This is a genomic window from Geomonas diazotrophica (genome assembly GCF_019063885.1).
Lineage (GTDB): Bacteria > Desulfobacterota > Desulfuromonadia > Geobacterales > Geobacteraceae > Geomonas > Geomonas diazotrophica.
The window spans coordinates 2856721-2872601 of sequence record NZ_CP077684.1; the positions used below are offsets into that span (position 1 = coordinate 2856721).

11 protein-coding genes are annotated in these 15881 nt (G+C 63.3%); 1 reads left to right on the forward strand and 10 read right to left on the reverse strand.

Features of this window, described 5'->3' with window-relative positions; genetic code table 11:
- Window positions 1-19: 19 nt before the first annotated feature.
- The 9 genes from KP003_RS12455 to scpC form a co-directional block, all read right to left on the reverse strand.
- On the reverse strand, window positions 20-1195 hold the full coding sequence (locus KP003_RS12455) for a thiolase family protein (RefSeq protein ID WP_216788609.1): 1176 nt from the start codon (window positions 1193-1195) through the stop codon (window positions 20-22).
- A gap of 254 nt (window positions 1196-1449) precedes the next feature.
- Window positions 1450-2616: a M24 family metallopeptidase gene (locus KP003_RS12460; RefSeq protein ID WP_216788610.1), complete on the reverse strand. Its 1167-nt coding sequence runs from the start codon at window positions 2614-2616 to the stop codon at window positions 1450-1452.
- Window positions 2610-3143, reverse strand: a complete 534-nt coding sequence (locus KP003_RS12465; RefSeq protein WP_216788611.1) for a nitroreductase family protein — start codon at window positions 3141-3143, stop codon at window positions 2610-2612. The genes KP003_RS12460 and KP003_RS12465 overlap by 7 nt, the downstream gene beginning before the upstream one ends.
- A gap of 150 nt (window positions 3144-3293) precedes the next feature.
- The gene (gene icmF / locus KP003_RS12470) at window positions 3294-6542 is read right to left on the reverse strand and encodes a fused isobutyryl-CoA mutase/GTPase IcmF (protein WP_217299643.1); all 3249 of its coding nucleotides are present in this window, start codon (window positions 6540-6542) and stop codon (window positions 3294-3296) included.
- A gap of 25 nt (window positions 6543-6567) precedes the next feature.
- The gene (locus KP003_RS12475) at window positions 6568-7152 is read right to left on the reverse strand and encodes a DUF6125 family protein (RefSeq protein WP_216497894.1); all 585 of its coding nucleotides are present in this window, start codon (window positions 7150-7152) and stop codon (window positions 6568-6570) included.
- Between the two features lie 219 nt (window positions 7153-7371).
- A complete protein-coding gene (locus KP003_RS12480) occupies window positions 7372-9381 on the reverse strand; it encodes a solute symporter family protein (RefSeq protein WP_216497895.1) in 2010 nt (669 codons plus the stop codon).
- A 32-nt stretch (window positions 9382-9413) separates the two neighbouring features.
- Complete coding sequence (locus KP003_RS12485; RefSeq protein ID WP_216497896.1) at window positions 9414-9719, reverse strand: DUF485 domain-containing protein; 306 nt, start codon at window positions 9717-9719, stop codon at window positions 9414-9416.
- Between the two features lie 112 nt (window positions 9720-9831).
- Window positions 9832-10668, reverse strand: a complete 837-nt coding sequence (locus tag KP003_RS12490) for an IclR family transcriptional regulator (RefSeq protein ID WP_216497897.1) — start codon at window positions 10666-10668, stop codon at window positions 9832-9834.
- 23 nt (window positions 10669-10691) lie between these two features.
- Window positions 10692-12251 (reverse strand): succinyl-CoA:acetate CoA-transferase ScpC, encoded by a 1560-nt coding sequence (gene scpC / locus KP003_RS12495; protein WP_216497898.1) that lies wholly within the window; start codon window positions 12249-12251, stop codon window positions 10692-10694.
- Between the two features lie 502 nt (window positions 12252-12753).
- On the opposite strand from scpC, the gene KP003_RS12500 reads away from it, so the two are divergent.
- The gene (locus tag KP003_RS12500) at window positions 12754-13170 is read left to right on the forward strand and encodes a MerR family transcriptional regulator (RefSeq protein ID WP_216497899.1); all 417 of its coding nucleotides are present in this window, start codon (window positions 12754-12756) and stop codon (window positions 13168-13170) included.
- Window positions 13171-13294: 124 nt separating this feature from the next.
- Here the strand turns inward: KP003_RS12500 and KP003_RS12505 are convergent, their stop codons facing one another.
- The gene (locus KP003_RS12505; RefSeq protein ID WP_236026762.1) at window positions 13295-15844 is read right to left on the reverse strand and encodes a hybrid sensor histidine kinase/response regulator; all 2550 of its coding nucleotides are present in this window, start codon (window positions 15842-15844) and stop codon (window positions 13295-13297) included.
- Window positions 15845-15881: the final 37 nt, after the last annotated feature.

The window sequence follows — 15881 nt, forward strand, 5'->3', positions numbered from 1 at the left end:
GGATTCTGGAAATGCGGGATCAGACCCTCTCGAACAGTACTGCGACCGCCTCGCCTCCGCCGATGCAGAGCGTTGCCAAGCCGTAGCGGGCCTGGCGCCGGTGCAGCTCGCGGACCAGCGTCGCGGCAAGCCTGCCGCCGCTGGCGCCGATGGGATGGCCGATGGCGCAGGCGCCGCCGTTCACGTTCACCTTTTCCGGGTCGAGGGCGAGGTCCTTGATGGCGATCATGGCCACCGTGGCGAAGGCCTCGTTGATCTCGAAGAGGTCGATGTCGGAGGTCTTCAACCCCGCCTTGGCGCAGGCGACCTCGATGGCGCCCACCGGGGCCTCGGTGTAGCGCTCGGGGTGGAGGCTGCAGGTGGCGTGGGCCACGATGCGCGCCTTAGGCTTCAGGTTCAGGCGCTTCACCGCGTCGACGCCGGCCAGCAGGGAAAACGCCGCGCCGTCGTTGATGGTCGAGGCGTTGGCCGCCGTGATGGTGCCGTCCTTTTTGAAGACCGGCTTCAGGGCGGTGAGCTTGCCGAAGTCGACCTTGAAGGGCTCCTCGTCCTCGGCCACCGTCACCTCGCCGCCGCGAACCTTTTTCAGCACCGGCACGATCTCGTCCCTGAAGATGCCGCCCCGGATCGCCTCCTGTGCCCTTGTGTAGGAGCGGATGGCGAACTGATCCTGGGCTTCGCGGGAGAGTGAGTGGCGGTGAGCGGCCTCCTCGGCAATGTCCCCCATGTGCCGCCCGGAATAGGGATCCTGCAGGCCGTCGTAGATCATCAGATCGATGAGCTCACCGTGCCCCATGCGGTAGCCGTAGCGGGCCTTCTTCAGCACGAAAGGGGCGAGCGACATGTTCTCCATCCCCCCGGCGATGACCACTTCGGAATCGCCCAGCATGATGGAGCCTGCGCCGAGCATGATCGACTTCAAACCGCTGCCGCAGACCTTGTTGATGGTCATCGCGTGGGCTGAGTCGGGGATGCCCGCGTAGCGCATGGCCTGGCGGGCGGGAGCCTGCCCCACCCCGGCGCTGAGCACCTGCCCCGCGATGACTTCGTCGACCTGGGCCGGGTTGAGGCCGGCTCGCTCCAGGAGCGCCTTTATCACGGTGCCCCCCAATACGGGCGCCTCCACCTCCGAGAGGGAGCCGCCAAAGGAGCCAAATGGGGTTCTCAGTGATTCCACAACGAAGACGTCTTGCATGATTTCCCTCCCGCGGTTGTTTGTGTTGTGTAGAACTTTATCTATCGTTTACGTAAAAGTCAAGCAAAAGTATAACAGGATTATAAACAGACGGAATCATTTTAACACATCAACGGCCCTACCGCAGCGAGACGCGGGGCAGACGGGACGTCACATACCATAACCCATCAACAATACACACTTAACGAATAGAGGCCACAAAAAAGGGGCTCGCTTTCACGAGCCCCACATTAAAACAAAAATTGTTTTCGAGCTCACACACAGACGATATCGTCCGCCAGATCGGTCAGTTTCACCCCGCCTTCCCGGGCCACGGCAAACGTGTTTTCGATACCGACCACGCCGAGACCGGGGAGAACGAACTTGGGCTCGATGGCGACGGTCTGCCCCTCCTGCAGCGGCGACTTGAACCCTTGGGCCAGCACCGGGAACTCGTCCAGTTCGAGCCCCACGCCATGCCCCACGAACTTGGCGTTCTCGCCGGGCGCGCCCATGAAGTTGCGCGCAAGCCCCGCGCTCTCGGCAATCCCGGCGGCCTGGGCGAAAAGCTCCTCGCACACCGCGCCTGGCTTCAGGTTCTCGGCCAGGTGCTGCTGGATCTGCAGCGAGGTGGCGAAGGCGCGCTCCAGCTCGGGTGCCAGTCTCCCCACCACGAACATGCGGGTCATGTCGACGATGTAGCCGTTGAAGACCCCGGTGTAGTCCACCAGCACCGGTACGTTCGCCTGGATGGTGTCGGTCGAGGCGCCGTGGGGAGAGGCGTTGGAGAGCCCCCGGCCGGTGACCGCGCCGTCGAAGAAACCGGGATTGCCGGCGCCGGAGCTGACGGCGAGCCCCTGGAACAGTTCCTGGTTGTAGGCGCGCATCCGGACATACCCTTCGCCCCCCGCCTTCCTCAGCCGGTATTCGAACTCGGCGGCGAGGTCCAGCTCGCGCATCCCCTCCTTCAGGAAACCGGGGATCTCTTTGAATACGCCGCAAAGCCGCGTCCCGCTTTCGCGCATCCGCTCCAGCTCCAGTTTCGACTTCACGCTGCGCAGCTCCCGGTTCAGGGAGGAGATGTCAACGAACTCCACCCCGGGCAGGAGCCTGGCGTAGTACTGGTATTGTTGCACCGGCGCCACGTCGAAGGTGAAGCCGATCCGCTTCACCTGGGGGGGAAACAGGGAGGGAAACTCCTTGCTGGAAGGAAAGGGGCGCGTGTCGTCGATGACGCTCTCCCCTTGGGCGCGGAAGTAGCTCTTGCGCACCATCAGGCGCGGCTTTCCCTCGGCGGGAACGAAGAGCACCGAGTTCTGGCGCGTGCCGGAAAAATAATAGATATCGATGGGATAGATAAAGAGGGCGGCATCCACCCCTTTCTCCTTCAGCCCGTCCTGCAGCCTGGCTATCCTTTGCTCCGATTCGGTCCTGGTCAGCATGCCTTCCCCCAGTCGTTGTGATAGGCGATCTCCGCCAGCTCCTTGCGCGGCCGCGCCTTGGGTTCCTGGTCCGGGTAACCCAAGGGCGTCACCCCGACCACCCGCATCCCTGCCGGGATGCCCAGCGACTCCTTCAGGGTCGGTTCGTCGAAGAGCCCCATCCAGCAGGTCCCGAGCCCCAGCCCGTGGGCCGCAAGGCAGATGTGCTCAAACGCTATCGCCGTGTCGGCCACGTAATACTCGATCCCGTTCTCCACCCCGGACTGGGCCGGGTCGGCACAGACCACGATGGTCACCGGCGCCTGTGCCAGTGCCTTCTTGCCCGGGTTGTCATCGGGAAAGGCGTCCAAAAGTGCGTTCCGCTTACCGGCGGCGGAAAGGACCAGAAAGCGCCAGCACTGCATGTTCTTCCAGGAAGGCGCCAGGCGCCCCGCATCGAGCACCTGGCTCACCTTGTCCCACTCGACCGGGGTGTCCCGGTACTTCCTGATGCTTCTTCTGTCGTTTATCGCTTGAAACACGTCCATGTTTTTCTCCTCTTCGTCTCCAACTCGATAGCGAAGGCGCCCCCCTCCCTGCCCCTTCGGGGGAGGGAGACGCCTGAACCGGGCGTGCCATTCGGCCCACATGGTGCGCCGGTGGCCCGGCTCCTCCGCGCCGACCCGGGCACTTCCGCGCTACATGTTGCGCCGGTACTCCCCTCCCACCTCGTAGAGCGCCCTGGTGATCTGCCCCAGCGAGGCGCACTGCACCGTTTCCATCAGCTCGGCGAAGATGTTGCCGCCGGCCACCGCCGCCTCCTGGAGCCGCTTCAGGGCGAGGGGCGCCTCATCCTTGTGCCGTTCCTGGAATGCGCGCAGGTTCCGGATCTGCTGTTCCTTCTCCTCCACGGTGGCGCGGGCCAGCTCCCCGGGGATCTGGTACCCCTCTTCGCCGGCGCGCGGGTTGAGGAAGGTGTTGACCCCGACGATGGGGAGCTCTCCGGAATGCTTCCTGGCCTCGTAGAGCATGGATTCGTCCTGGATCCTGCTGCGCTGGTACTGGGTCTCCATGGCGCCCAGCACCCCGCCGCGCTGGTCGATCCTCTCGAACTCGGCAAGGACCGCCTCCTCCACCAGGTCGGTGAGCTCGTCGATGATGAAAGCGCCCTGGAGCGGGTTCTCGTTCCTGGCGAGCCCGAGCTCCTTGGTGATGATCATCTGCACCGCCATGGCGCGGCGCACCGACGCCTCGGAGGGGGTGGTGACCGCCTCGTCGTAGGCGTTGGTGTGCAGCGAGTTGCAGTTGTCGTAGAGGGCCATCAGTGCCTGCAGCGTGGTGCGGATGTCGTTGAAATCCATCTCCTGGGCGTGCAGCGAGCGGCCGCTGGTCTGGATATGGTACTTGAGCTTTTGACTGCGGTCGTTGGCGCCGTACTTCTCCCGCATCACCACCGCCCAGATGCGCCGCGCCACCCGGCCGATCACCGTGTACTCCGGGTCGAGGCCGTTGCTGAAGAAGTAGGAGAGGTTCGGGGCGAAATCGTCGATATTCATGCCGCGCGAGAGGTAGTACTCGACGTAGGTGAAGCCGTTGGACAGGGTGAAAGCGAGCTGCGAGATCGGGTTCGCCCCGGCCTCGGCGATGTGGTAGCCGCTGATGGAGACCGAGTAGTAGTTACGCACCTGCTGCTCGATGAAGTACTGCTGGATGTCCCCCATCATCCTGAGCGCGAATTCCGTGGAGAAGATGCAGGTGTTCTGCCCCTGGTCCTCCTTGAGGATGTCCGCCTGGACGGTGCCGCGCACGGTCTGCAGGGTGCGGGCTTTCAGCTCGGCATACTCCGCGGGCGACGGCTCGCGCCCCTGCGCGTTTTTGAACTGCTCCAGCTGCTGCCTGATGGCCGCGTTGAAGAAGAAGGCGAGCATGATCGGCGCCGGCCCATTGATAGTGATGGAAACGCTGGTCGAGGGGGCGCAGAGGTCGAAGCCGGCGTAGAGCTTCTCCATGTCCTCGACGGTGCAGATGGAAACCCCGCTCTCCCCTACCTTGCCGTAGATGTCGGGGGGGTAATCCGGGTCCTCGCCGTAGAGGGTTACGCTGTCGAAGGCCGTGGAAAGGCGCTTGGCGCCGTCGTCCTGGCACAGGTAATGGAAGCGCCTGTTGGTCCGCTCCGGGGTCCCCTCCCCGGCGAACTGCCGCTTGGGGTCCTCCTCCACGCGCTTGAAGGGGAACACCCCCGCCGTGTAGGGGAAGAAGCCGGGGAGGTTCTCCTGCATGGACCACTTGACGATCTCCCCCCATTCCTCGTAGTCGGGGAGAGAGACCTTAGGGATCCGGGTCCCGGATAGGGATGTGGTGTAGAGTTCGGTGCGGATCTCCTTGTCGCGTACCTTGGTGACTTGGACGTCCTGGCGGTAGCACTCCTTGAGCCCCTTCCAGCCGTCGATGATGCGGCGCGGCTCTTCCTGCAGCCTGGCGGAGAAAGAACCGATCAGCTGCTCCAGTTCGGCGATGGTCCCCTCACTCTTCACCTCTTTCCTGGCCCCGGAGAGCTGGAACAGGGTCCGTGCCACGGCCGCCTGCTCCTCGACTCCCTTGCGGTAGCCGCGCACGGCCTGGACGATCTCGCCCAGGTAGTGCACCCGGTCCGGCGGGATGATGTACTGCTTCAGGCTCTCGCGCTCGGCGATCTGCAGGCGCGACTGCCATCCGCTCTCCTTCTTCTCGTTGACCCGGTCCAAGAGGGCACGGTACAGCACGTTGGTGCCGGGGTCGTTGAACTGCGAGGCGATGGTGCCGTAGACCGGGATCTCCGTGTCCGGGATGTCGAAGAGGTTCCGGTTGCGGCGGTACTGCTTGCGCACGTTACGCAGCGCGTCCTCGGCCCCCTTGCGCTCGAACTTGTTGAGCGCCACCAGGTCGGCGAAGTCCAGCATGTCGATCTTCTCGAGCTGGGTGGGGGCGCCGAATTCGCAGGTCATCACGTAGAGCGACACGTCGCAGATCTCCACCACCCCGGCGTCCCCCTGCCCGATCCCGGAGGTCTCCACGATGACCAGGTCGAAGCCCGAGGCACGCACCACGTCGATGGCGTCCCGTATCGCCGCCGAGAGTTCGGAGCGGGAATCGCGGGTGGCCAGGGAGCGCATGTAGATCCGGTCGCTGTTGATGGAGTTCATCCTGATCCGGTCCCCCAGGAGCGCGCCGCCTGTGCGCTGCCGCGAGGGGTCCACCGCCAGGATCGCCACGCTCTTCTCCGGAAAATCCCTGACGAAGCGGCGCACCAGCTCGTCGGTGAGCGAGCTCTTCCCGGCGCCGCCGGTCCCGGTGATCCCGACCACGGGGACGTCGCGCCCCATGCCCCGGATCCGCTCCCGTACCGCCCCGTACCCCTCGCTTTGGTCGTGGACCGCCTGCTCGGCGAGTGTGATCAGGGTGTTGACCGCGCGGATGTCCCGCTCCTTGAGCCGATCGATCTCCCGGTCCGTGTCGCGCTCGGGGCTGAAGTCGCACAGCTCCAGCATGTGGTTTATCATCCCCTGCAGCCCCATGCGCCTGCCGTCCTCGGGGGAGAAGATCTTGCTCACCCCGTACTCCTCGATCTCGCGGATCTCCTCCGGGACGATGACCCCGCCCCCCCCTCCGAACACCTTGATGTGGTCGGCGCCGCGCTCCTTGAGCAGGTCGCAGATGTACTTGAAGAACGGGACATGCCCTCCCTGGTAGCAGCTCACCGCGATGCCCTGCGCGTCCTCCTGGATGGCGGCGGTGACGATGACGTCCACGGAGCGGTTGTGTCCCAGGTGGATCACCTCCGCGCCCGAGGACTGGAGCATCCGCCTGATGATGTTGGTGGCGGCATCGTGCCCGTCGAAGAGACTGGTCGCCGTGACGAAACGGATCTTGTGTCTGGAGCGATAAGGCTCCGCAGCGGCTATGTGCATGTCGTTTCTCCTTGTAACGTGGTCTTTACGGCTGCCCGGGGTTCAAGGTGAACTCCCAGGCGCACCAGAACTCATCGGGGTGCGGGTCGGGCGGACAGGCGATGCAGCGGGTCGCGATGCGGGAATCGACGGTCCGGGCGAACTCGGAGTATTCGACGATCCCGACCGATTTGCAGGGGTGGTCCGGGAGTCCCTTGCGCTTTCGGGCCGACTGCACCCGGCAGTCGAGCATCCGGAACACGGCCCGGGAGTCGGTCACCTCGATGCTTTCCTGCAGGTTCAGCCTGGCGTAGAAGCGGTGCTTCAAGCACTCCACCAGGGCGGGGATGCCTCCGCCGGACTTGATGGAGAGCCGCTCCATGATCCTCTTGGCCTCGATGACCGTGAAGAGCCGCCAGGCGTCGGTGTCGATGTCCACCGCCACCTCCATGCCGTACTTCTTCTCCAGGGACTGGAACCAGACCCCGTCGTGGGCGAGCCAGTTCTTGGCGTCGTCGACGATGATCCTCACCAGCTCCTCCTTGCTGAGCGAGTAGAGGAGCCGGACCCCCTCGTCTCCCTCCGGCTGCGAAACGGCCGCGATCTCCTGCAGGTTGTTAACGTGTGTCACGGTTGCACCTCCTTGATGAGTTTGCTCGGCGCCAGTCGCGGCTGTTCCATTACACAACTCGCATGCAAGCGAGTCCTTCCCCCTCCCTGTCCCTCCCCCTCCGGGGGAGGGAACGCTGTGTGGACGCCCCCTCCCCTTGGAAGAGGGAGGGAACGCTGTGGTGGACGCCCCTTCCCCCGGGAGGGGGGAGGCCGGGAGGGGGACAGGTTTGGCAAACGGCTAATGATCGGCGGCGCTGGTGATGCCGATGCCGGTATTCTGGCGCACGTCGATCTCGTCGAACATCTCCTCGGCACGGCGCTCCCGGAACAGGAGACAGCCAAAGACGGCGGCCAGGAAGCCGAGCGGGACCGAGACGATCCCCGGGTTCTTGAGCGGGAAGATCGGGGCGTCCAGGCCGACCATGGACTTGCCGTCCTTGTTCTTCACGTACTCCGTCCGCGATTTCTCCAGGGCCTGCACCTCCTTCTCGGCCAGCACCGTCCCCCCGGCCTGCTTCTTCTCGAGGGTTTCCACCACCTTCTTGGCGTCGGCAGCGATCTTTTTCGGATAGGTCATCACCGGCGAAACCATGACCAGTGTCAGGGCGGAGATGGTACCTACCACCAGGCCGGAAACGATCCCCGCCGTGTTGAACTTGCGCCAGAACAGGGACAACATGATGACCGGGAAGTTGCCGGACGCGGCGACCGCGAAGGCCAGCGCCACCAGGGCCACCACGTTCTCCTTCTCCGCCATGAGCCCCATCACGATGGCCGAGGTTCCCACGAAGAGCGAGGTGATCCGGGCCACCTTCACCTGCAGTTGTTGATCCGCCTTGCCGTCCTTGATGATGTTCACGTAGACGTCGTGGGCGATGGCTGCGGAGGCGGCGAGCACCAGGCCGGAGACCACGGCGAGGATGGTGGCGAAGGCGACCGCGCAGATGAAGGCGAGGAAGATGTCGCCGCCGAGGCTCCCCGCGCCGCCGCCCATATGCTGGGCCAGGAGCAGGGTCGCCATGTTGCCTCCCTTGTCCACGGCGGAGATCGCCTGCGGGGTGAGGTAGAGCGCGGCGCCGAAGCCGATCACGCTGATCATGAAGAAGAAGCTGGAGTTGAGGAACAGGGCCACGATGATGGACTTCCTGGCATCCTTCGCGCTCGGGACCGTGAAGAAGCGCATCAGGATGTGGGGCAGGCCGGCAGCGCCCAGCGCCCAGGCGAGGCCCAGGGAGATCTGGTCCAGGGGGTTCTTCAGGAACAGGCCCGGCTCCAGGAACCGCTGGCCGTAGTCGACCCCGGGTTTGGCGATCACGTCCTTCAACACGTTCATGCGCACGTGCTCCTGGATGGCGCCGTTACTGACCACGTCGGTGAAGAAGCGGACCGGGTTGAAGCCGGCCTTGATGGCAACCAGCAGGCAGAGGACGGTGGTTGCGCCCATCAGCAGGGATGCCTTGATGATCTGCACCCAGGTGGTCGCCTTCATGCCGCCGAAGACCACGTAGGCCACCATCAGCGCGCCGACGCCGATAACGGAGACGCGGTACGGGATGTTCAGCAGCATCTGCATCAGTTTGCCCGCGCCCACCATCTGGGCGATCAGGTAGAAGATGGAGACGGTAACGGTCGACAGCGCGGCGACGCCGCGCACCACCTTGGGCGAACTCCTGAAGCAGAGGATGTCGCCTAATGTGTACTTGCCGGCGTTGCGGCAGGGCTCGGCGATGACCAGGAGGATGGCGATGAAGGAGAACATCGGTCCCACCGCGTACATGAAGCCGTCGATGCCGTAGAGGGAGATGAGCCCCGACATCCCCAGGAACGAGGCGGCCGACATGTAGTCTCCGGCGATGGCCCAGCCGTTCTGGAAGCCGGTGATCCCGCCGCCGGCGGTGTAGAAGTCCGAGGCGGTCTGGGTCTTCTTGGCCGCCCAGATCACGACGCCCATGGTGACGGCGATGATGAGGGCGAACATGCCGATGGTGATGCCGCGGTTGGGGGTGATCTTGGCCGGTGCGGCGCCCCCCTTGGCCGGTGCGACCGCGGCCTTGGCGGCGACACTCGCGGCGGGAGCCGCGACCTGAGAAGCTGCGGCGCTGGCGGGTGCGGCTGCCGGTGAGACTGCGGCGGCGGGTGCGGCGACCTGGGGAGCTGCGGCGGTGGCGGAAGCCTCGGCACACACGGCGGCCGCGCCGAACATCGATAGCGACAGTGCTACGGTTAAAGCGGCGATCCTCTTTTTCATACCTGGTCCCCCTCTTTGTTTGATGGACGCATCTATTGCAAAGCTTCCAGGAGCTGCTTGGTGAGCCGGTCAAAGGTCTTGTTGGCCACGTGGGCGTAATAGATCGCCACCCCGATGGCCATGACGAACTGGGACAGGATGAAAAGGTAGCCGAAGTTGATGGGGCCGATGACCTTGATCCTGAAGGCCTCGGGGAAGTAGCCGGAGATGACCGGGAGCAGGAGGTAGTAGATGGTCGAGATGATCCACCAGGTGAAGAGGAAGTTCCGTTTTTTGCGTTTCAGCTCGATGAACTTGCTGTGGTTGGCGATTGCTTCCCATTGCTGTTTGTCCGACATGGCCGTCACTCCTTCTGTTAGGGTTACCAGCGACTGGAAGCGGGGCCGCCGCTTCCTTGTTCATCCCCCGGCCTGTGCCAAGGGGGCCAATAGCTCCAGGTGAGGGTCGCATTCAGGGGCGGGCGTAGCCGAACCTGGCGGAGAGGAGTTCTGCGCTCAGGCGCAGGGAAGGGATGATCTCCTGCTCCAACCGGTCCCCCAGCAGCCGGAACGAGGGCCCGATCAGCATCAGGGCGCCCACCACCTTGCCGGCGTAGTCACGGACCGCCACCGCCACGGTTACCACCCCGTCCCCCATGCCGCTGCACTCCACGGCGACCCCGTCCTCCCTGATCTGCTCCAGCTCGACCCGCAGGACGGCGAGGTCCGGGTGCTCCCCCCTGCCGCCGCGCCACCTCCGGCCGATCTGCTCCAACAGGTCCCACGAATCGATGGCACGCATCACCTTGCCGGCGGCGTTGGCGAAGAAGGGGAAGCGCCGTCCGACCAGCTCCCCCCGCTCCTGCCGCGAGGGATCCACCATATCCAGCAGCAGCACCTCGTCCCCGTTGGGGATCGCCATGTAGATCGCCTCGTTGTGCCGGCGGGCGAGGGCTTCCAGTACCGGGCGGGCATCTTTCAGGATGGTCACCTTCAGATCGTCGTCGTGCTCGGACAGGAGCGGGCGGACTATCGGGGCGAGCACCCTGCTGTTGCGGGCGTTTTGCAGCAGGGTCCGGGCCAGTTTCCTGGCGCGGCTCTCGTCGTACTTCCCGCTCTGGATCGCACACTGCACCAGCCCCTTGTCCTCCAGAAGCGCCAACAGAAGCCGGGTACGGTACGGCGTGATCCCCGCCTCGCGCGCCAGCGCCGATAACGAATACCCCTTGCCCCGGGCCGCCACTATCTCGAGGAGCTCGACCGCCTTCTGCAACTCGTCACTGGACAGCTCTCCTTTGTCCCTTTGCATCCGTCCACCCTCTCTGGTTCAGCTTAGTTCCAGTTGTCGATCTTCATGGTCCCTTTCTCCGCGAGGTGCTGCTGCATCTTGAACACCTTGAAGAGCAGGTGCGGTTCGTGCCCCACGTTGAGCTCGCAGCACTCGCGCTTGGCCCTTTCGTAGTACTCCTGCATCAGCGGCTTGTAGTCGGGGTGGACGCAGTTGTTGATGATGGTTTTGGCGCGCTCCCGGGGGGAGAGCCCCCGCAGGTCCGCGAGCCCCTGCTCGGTGACCAGGACGTCCAGGTCGTGCTCGGTATGGTCGACATGGGGCGCCATGGGGACCACGCAGGTGATGCCGGTGGGATCGGTCTTCGAGGGGCGCGTCGACGGGGTGTGCATGATGGAGAGGTAGGCGTTTCTCAAAAAGTCGCCGGAGCCGCCGATGCCGTTGATCATCCGGGTCCCGCCGACCAGGGTGGAGTTGGCGTGGCCGTAGATGTCGAACTCGACCGGGGTGTTCATGGCGATCACCCCGAGGCGGCGGATCGGTTCGGGGTTGTTGCTGATCTGCATCGGGCGCAGCACGACCTTCTGGACGTAGAAATCCCAGTTGTCGTAGAGCCGCTTGAAGCCGTTCTCGGAGAGGGAGAGCGAGGTGGAAGAGGCGAAGTCGAGCTTCCCGGAATCGAAGAAGTCCAGCATGGTGTCCTGGATCACCTCGGTCCAGACCTTCACGTTGGAGAAGGGACCTTTGACCATGCCGCCTACCACCGCGTTGGCTATGTTGCCAACGCCCGACTGCAGCGGCAGGAGGTTTTTCGGCAGGCGCCCGGCCTTCACCTCGAACTGGAAGAAGTCGAGGATGTGGGCGGCGATCTGCTCCGAGGTCTCGTCGGGGTCGGAAAGGGCGCGCCCCTTGTCCGGCAGGCGCGACTCCACGATGGCGAGGATCTTGTCCGGGTCGCAGGGGACGTAGGGGGAGCCGATCCGGTCGTCGACCCTGCTGATCAGGTACGGTTTCTTGTAGGGAGGGCGCTCGGTCATGACGATGTCATGGATCCCCTCGAAGGAGGGAATGGCGGTGTTGATCTCGATGATGAGCTTGTCGGAGTGCTGGATCACCTCGGTGGCGCAGCCGATGGAGCCCCCGAGGATGATGCTGCCGTCCTCGGTGATGCCGCTCGCCTCGATGAGACCCAGGTCGAAGCCGCCCCCCCTCTCCTTGGTGTAGAAACCGTAGGCGAGGTCCTGGGCGTAGAGGGAGAGGTGCTTGTCCCCCATGCGCACTGTCCCGTTGTTCACCTGCTTTTGCACCACCTTCCCGGTCTGGTAGGGCCAGCGCTTGTCGGTCATCAAAAGCGACGCCCAGCGGTCCTCGATCTCGGCCCCGATGGAGGCGCCGATGAAGAGGTTGAAGCGCATCTTCCCCTGGAGGTTGTGCTTCTCCACGTAATCGGCCAGGGCGGCCGGCACCACCTTGGGATAGCCGACCGGGGTGAAGCCGGACCAACCGAGGTCCATGCCGTTGCGGAAAAAGGGGATGGTCTCCTCGGCTGTCATGATTCTCGAATGCAGGCTCGTCTTTCGGATCCTCTTGTGCAGCTCGCTCATTTCAACCTCCGTTATTTAATGAAAGAGACACAGGCGATTAGCCAGATTTAGCATTTGCATTAAGAATCGAAATAATTACGCAATTTACCGGACCAGACTAAGCAGAACATTAGTTTGAATCTGTAAATAAGCCCCTGGAAATTCTCGGGAGGTATAACGCGAATGGTGCGCCTCCAAGTGCCACCCAAGGCACGAGCCCACCAAACCAACGACTACCGATTTGACGCCTAGGGCAAATTCACACGAAAGTTGTTTTTCTCAACAGGGGATCAACATCTGCAAGTCGCTATTTTAACGTGACTAAACACCAGGAGGACCGGATTGCGGTAAAAAAGGTACCAGTCGTTTACGTTAATGTCAACGATAAATAAAACGGAATTATACGAAAGTTTATTTTTTGTTCCAGGACGCCCACTTCTGCCCGGTTTCCCGGCTCGGAGTATTGGTTGACAAAACCCGGTGCTTGGCTGAGAATGTGGAAATTTACGTAAAGGTGAAACGGATGACCAACGAGCAGAGAGAAGGCGAGACCATCGTATCTATAAGCGACCTGGCGAAGGATTTGGGGCTGACAACGAGGACCCTGCGCTACTGGGAAGAGGTGGGGATCGTAGAATCGGTGGAGCGGCAGGACGGCGCCACCAGGGGGTACACCCCCTACTATGTCAGAAGAATAAAGTTCATCATGAAGCTCAAAGAGTTGGGGCTGACCATCAAGGAGATGCAGGATCTCTATGCCGCGTACGGCGACGCCAAGCAGACGGAGAAGATGATCCCGCGTCTCATCGAGACCCTCGACCAGCATGTCGCCAAGGTGGATGAAAAAATGGCGCAGCTGGCGTCGCTACGACAGGACATCGTGGGGTATCGGCAGAAGATGATGAAGCAGTTCGCCATATTCAGCGCAGCCGAGCGATAAGGGGAACCCTTCCTACGTGGAAGTAAGACACCGCCACACGTCGCCGCAATCCCCTCCCCCCTGCGAGAGGTCATGGTGAGGGGCTTTGAGCCCCCTCTCCCGGGGCGAGAAGGCGGGACTCCCGCTACCTGTCCTGCAGCGTTTCCTTCAGTTTCCTCCCCAGCGACTGCAGGTCGAACGGCTTCTGGATGAAATGCCTCCCCTCGTCCACCACACCGCGCTGGGCCACGAGATCCCTGGTGTAACCGGACATGAAGAGCACCTTCAGGCCGGGACGGAAAGCCTCGATGGCGTCAACCATCTCCTTGCCGTTCATCCCCGGCATGACGACGTCGGTTAGGATGACGTCGATGCGCGTTCCCCCGTCCCTGCAGATCGTGATGGCCTCGTCGGCGCCGGAGGCATGGATCACCGTGTACCCCAGGTCCCTCAGGGCGCGCAGCGTCATCTTGCGAACCAGGGCATCGTCTTCGACCAGCAGCACCGTCCCGGAGCCGACAAGGGACGCCTCGAATTCCGCGCTCTCCCCGACCGCGGCGGCACCGGCGAACCTGGGGAAGTTGATCTGGAAGATGGTTCCCTGCCCCGGCTCGCTGTACACGTTGATGAAGCCGTTGTGCTGCCGCACGATCCCGTACACCGTGGCAAGCCCAAGCCCCGTCCCCTTCCCCACTTCCTTGGTCGTAAAGAAAGGCTCGAAGATGCGATCGATGGTGTCGCGGTCCATGCCGCAGCCGGTATCGCTCACCGAAAGCTGCACGTAGTCGCCGGGAGAGGCGTCGAGGTGGTACTGGCTGTAACTGCTGTCCACGGTAACGTTGGCCGTCGCCACGGTGAGCACCCCTCCGTTTTCCATGGCGTCGCGGGCGTTGACGGCCAGGTTGACCAGGATCTGGTCCAACTGGGTCGTGTCGGCGTTGACCTGCCAGAGGTCGGCGGCGGGGCTGAAGGTCATCTTGATGTCCTCGCCGATCAGCCGCCCCAGCGTCTTCTGCATCTCGGCGAAGTGCTCGTTTAGGTTCACTTCCCGCGGCGCGATCACCTCGTTGCGCGAGAAGGCCAGCAGTTGGCGGGTGATGTCGCTGGAGCGCTTGGCGGCGTGGATGATCTGGTCCAGGTCCTGCCAGAGGGGGCTCCCTTCCTGTGCGTCGCGCAGCGCCAGCTGGGCGCACCCCAGGATGACGCTCAGCATGTTGTTGAAGTCATGCGCCACGCCGCCCGCAAGACGCCCGATGGACTCCATCTTCTGAGACTGGAACAGCTGGGCTTCCAGCAGCTTGCGCTCGGTGATGTCCTCCTTCACCGCCAGGTAGTGGGTGATGGCGCCGTTTCGGTCCCGGATGGGGGAAATGGTGGCGTGCTCGGAAAAAAGCTCCCCGTTTTTCTTCTTGTTGAGAAACTCCCCCTCCCACACCTTGCCGCTCGTGATGGTCTGCCAGAGCGTCCCGGACTCCTCCGGCGCCGCTTTCCCCGACTTCAGGAAGCGCGGGTTCCTGCCGACGACCTCCTCCAGCGTGTACCCCGTCAACTGGACGAACTTCGGGTTCACGAACTCGATGCGGCCCGAGGTGTCGGTGATGACGATGGAGACCGGGCTCTGCTCGACCACCTGGGAGAGCTTGCGCAGGGAGTCCTCGTCCCGCTTGCGCTCCGTGATGTCCTGCATGATGCCGTCGATGTAGGCGAGCACGCCGCTGTCGTCGAAGGTGGGGCGGGTGCTCAGGTTGACCCAGATCTTGCTGCCGTCGTTGCGGTAGAATTCCACCTCGAAATTCTTCACGTTTTGCCGCTGGATCATCATGGCGTACAGCTCGTCGCGTCGTTTCGGGTCGACGTAGAGCTGCGGCCCGATATCCACCACGTTCTCCAGCACCTCTTCCGGGGTCTGGTAGCCGAGGATGGCGGCGGTTGCGAAGTTGCAGCTGAGAAACTTCCCCTCCGGGGTGGTCTGGAAGATCCCCTCCATGGCGTTTTCGAAGATGCCGCGGTACTTGGCCTCGGCGAGCCGCTCCTGCTCCAGCGCCTTCTTCATGCCGGCATAGTGGATCAGGTTCTCGATGGCCGAGGAGAGAAGCCCCTGCAGGTTGCCGATGCCGAACAGGGCCTCCTCGCTGTCGCTGACCCTGCGGTTGAACTCGGCGTTTTCCTCGGAGTTCCCCACCGCCACGAGGACCGGGGGATCGGACGGGTTCCCCAGCGCACAAAGGAGATACTCGTTCATCAGGAGCTTGGCGCGGTACTCGGAGAGCGCGTGCTGGCGGGAGCGCTCCGTGCAGATGCGGTAGTTTTCCCCGGCGAAGAGCGGGGAGAGGAAGGGGGCCTTCCTGGGGATGCTGAGGGAGCAAACGGCGCGTTCTTCCTCAAGATCGTAGTAGCCGTCGCAGGCGCAGACCGCATAGGCGGCGCCGTCGTCGCTTTTGTGGAAGAAGAGCACCCGCTCGTAGTTGAGGCTGTTGATGACGTAGCCGGCGGCGAGCTCGAAGATGGCGGTCAGCTCGGTGCAGGTGGAAAGCTTGCGGCTCAGGTCGTAGAGCTCGCTGTACTCCTTGACCTGGGCGTCGAGCTTCTCCTGGTAGTCGTAGAGCCTGCTCTCGGCCTTGACCAGCCTTTTCACCTGCTCCGACAGGATCTCGTTCTCCCGGCGCAGCTTCTCCAACTCGGCTTCCGGCGGCATGTCTTTTCCTGGTTCGCTCATACGCTGCGTTCTTTCG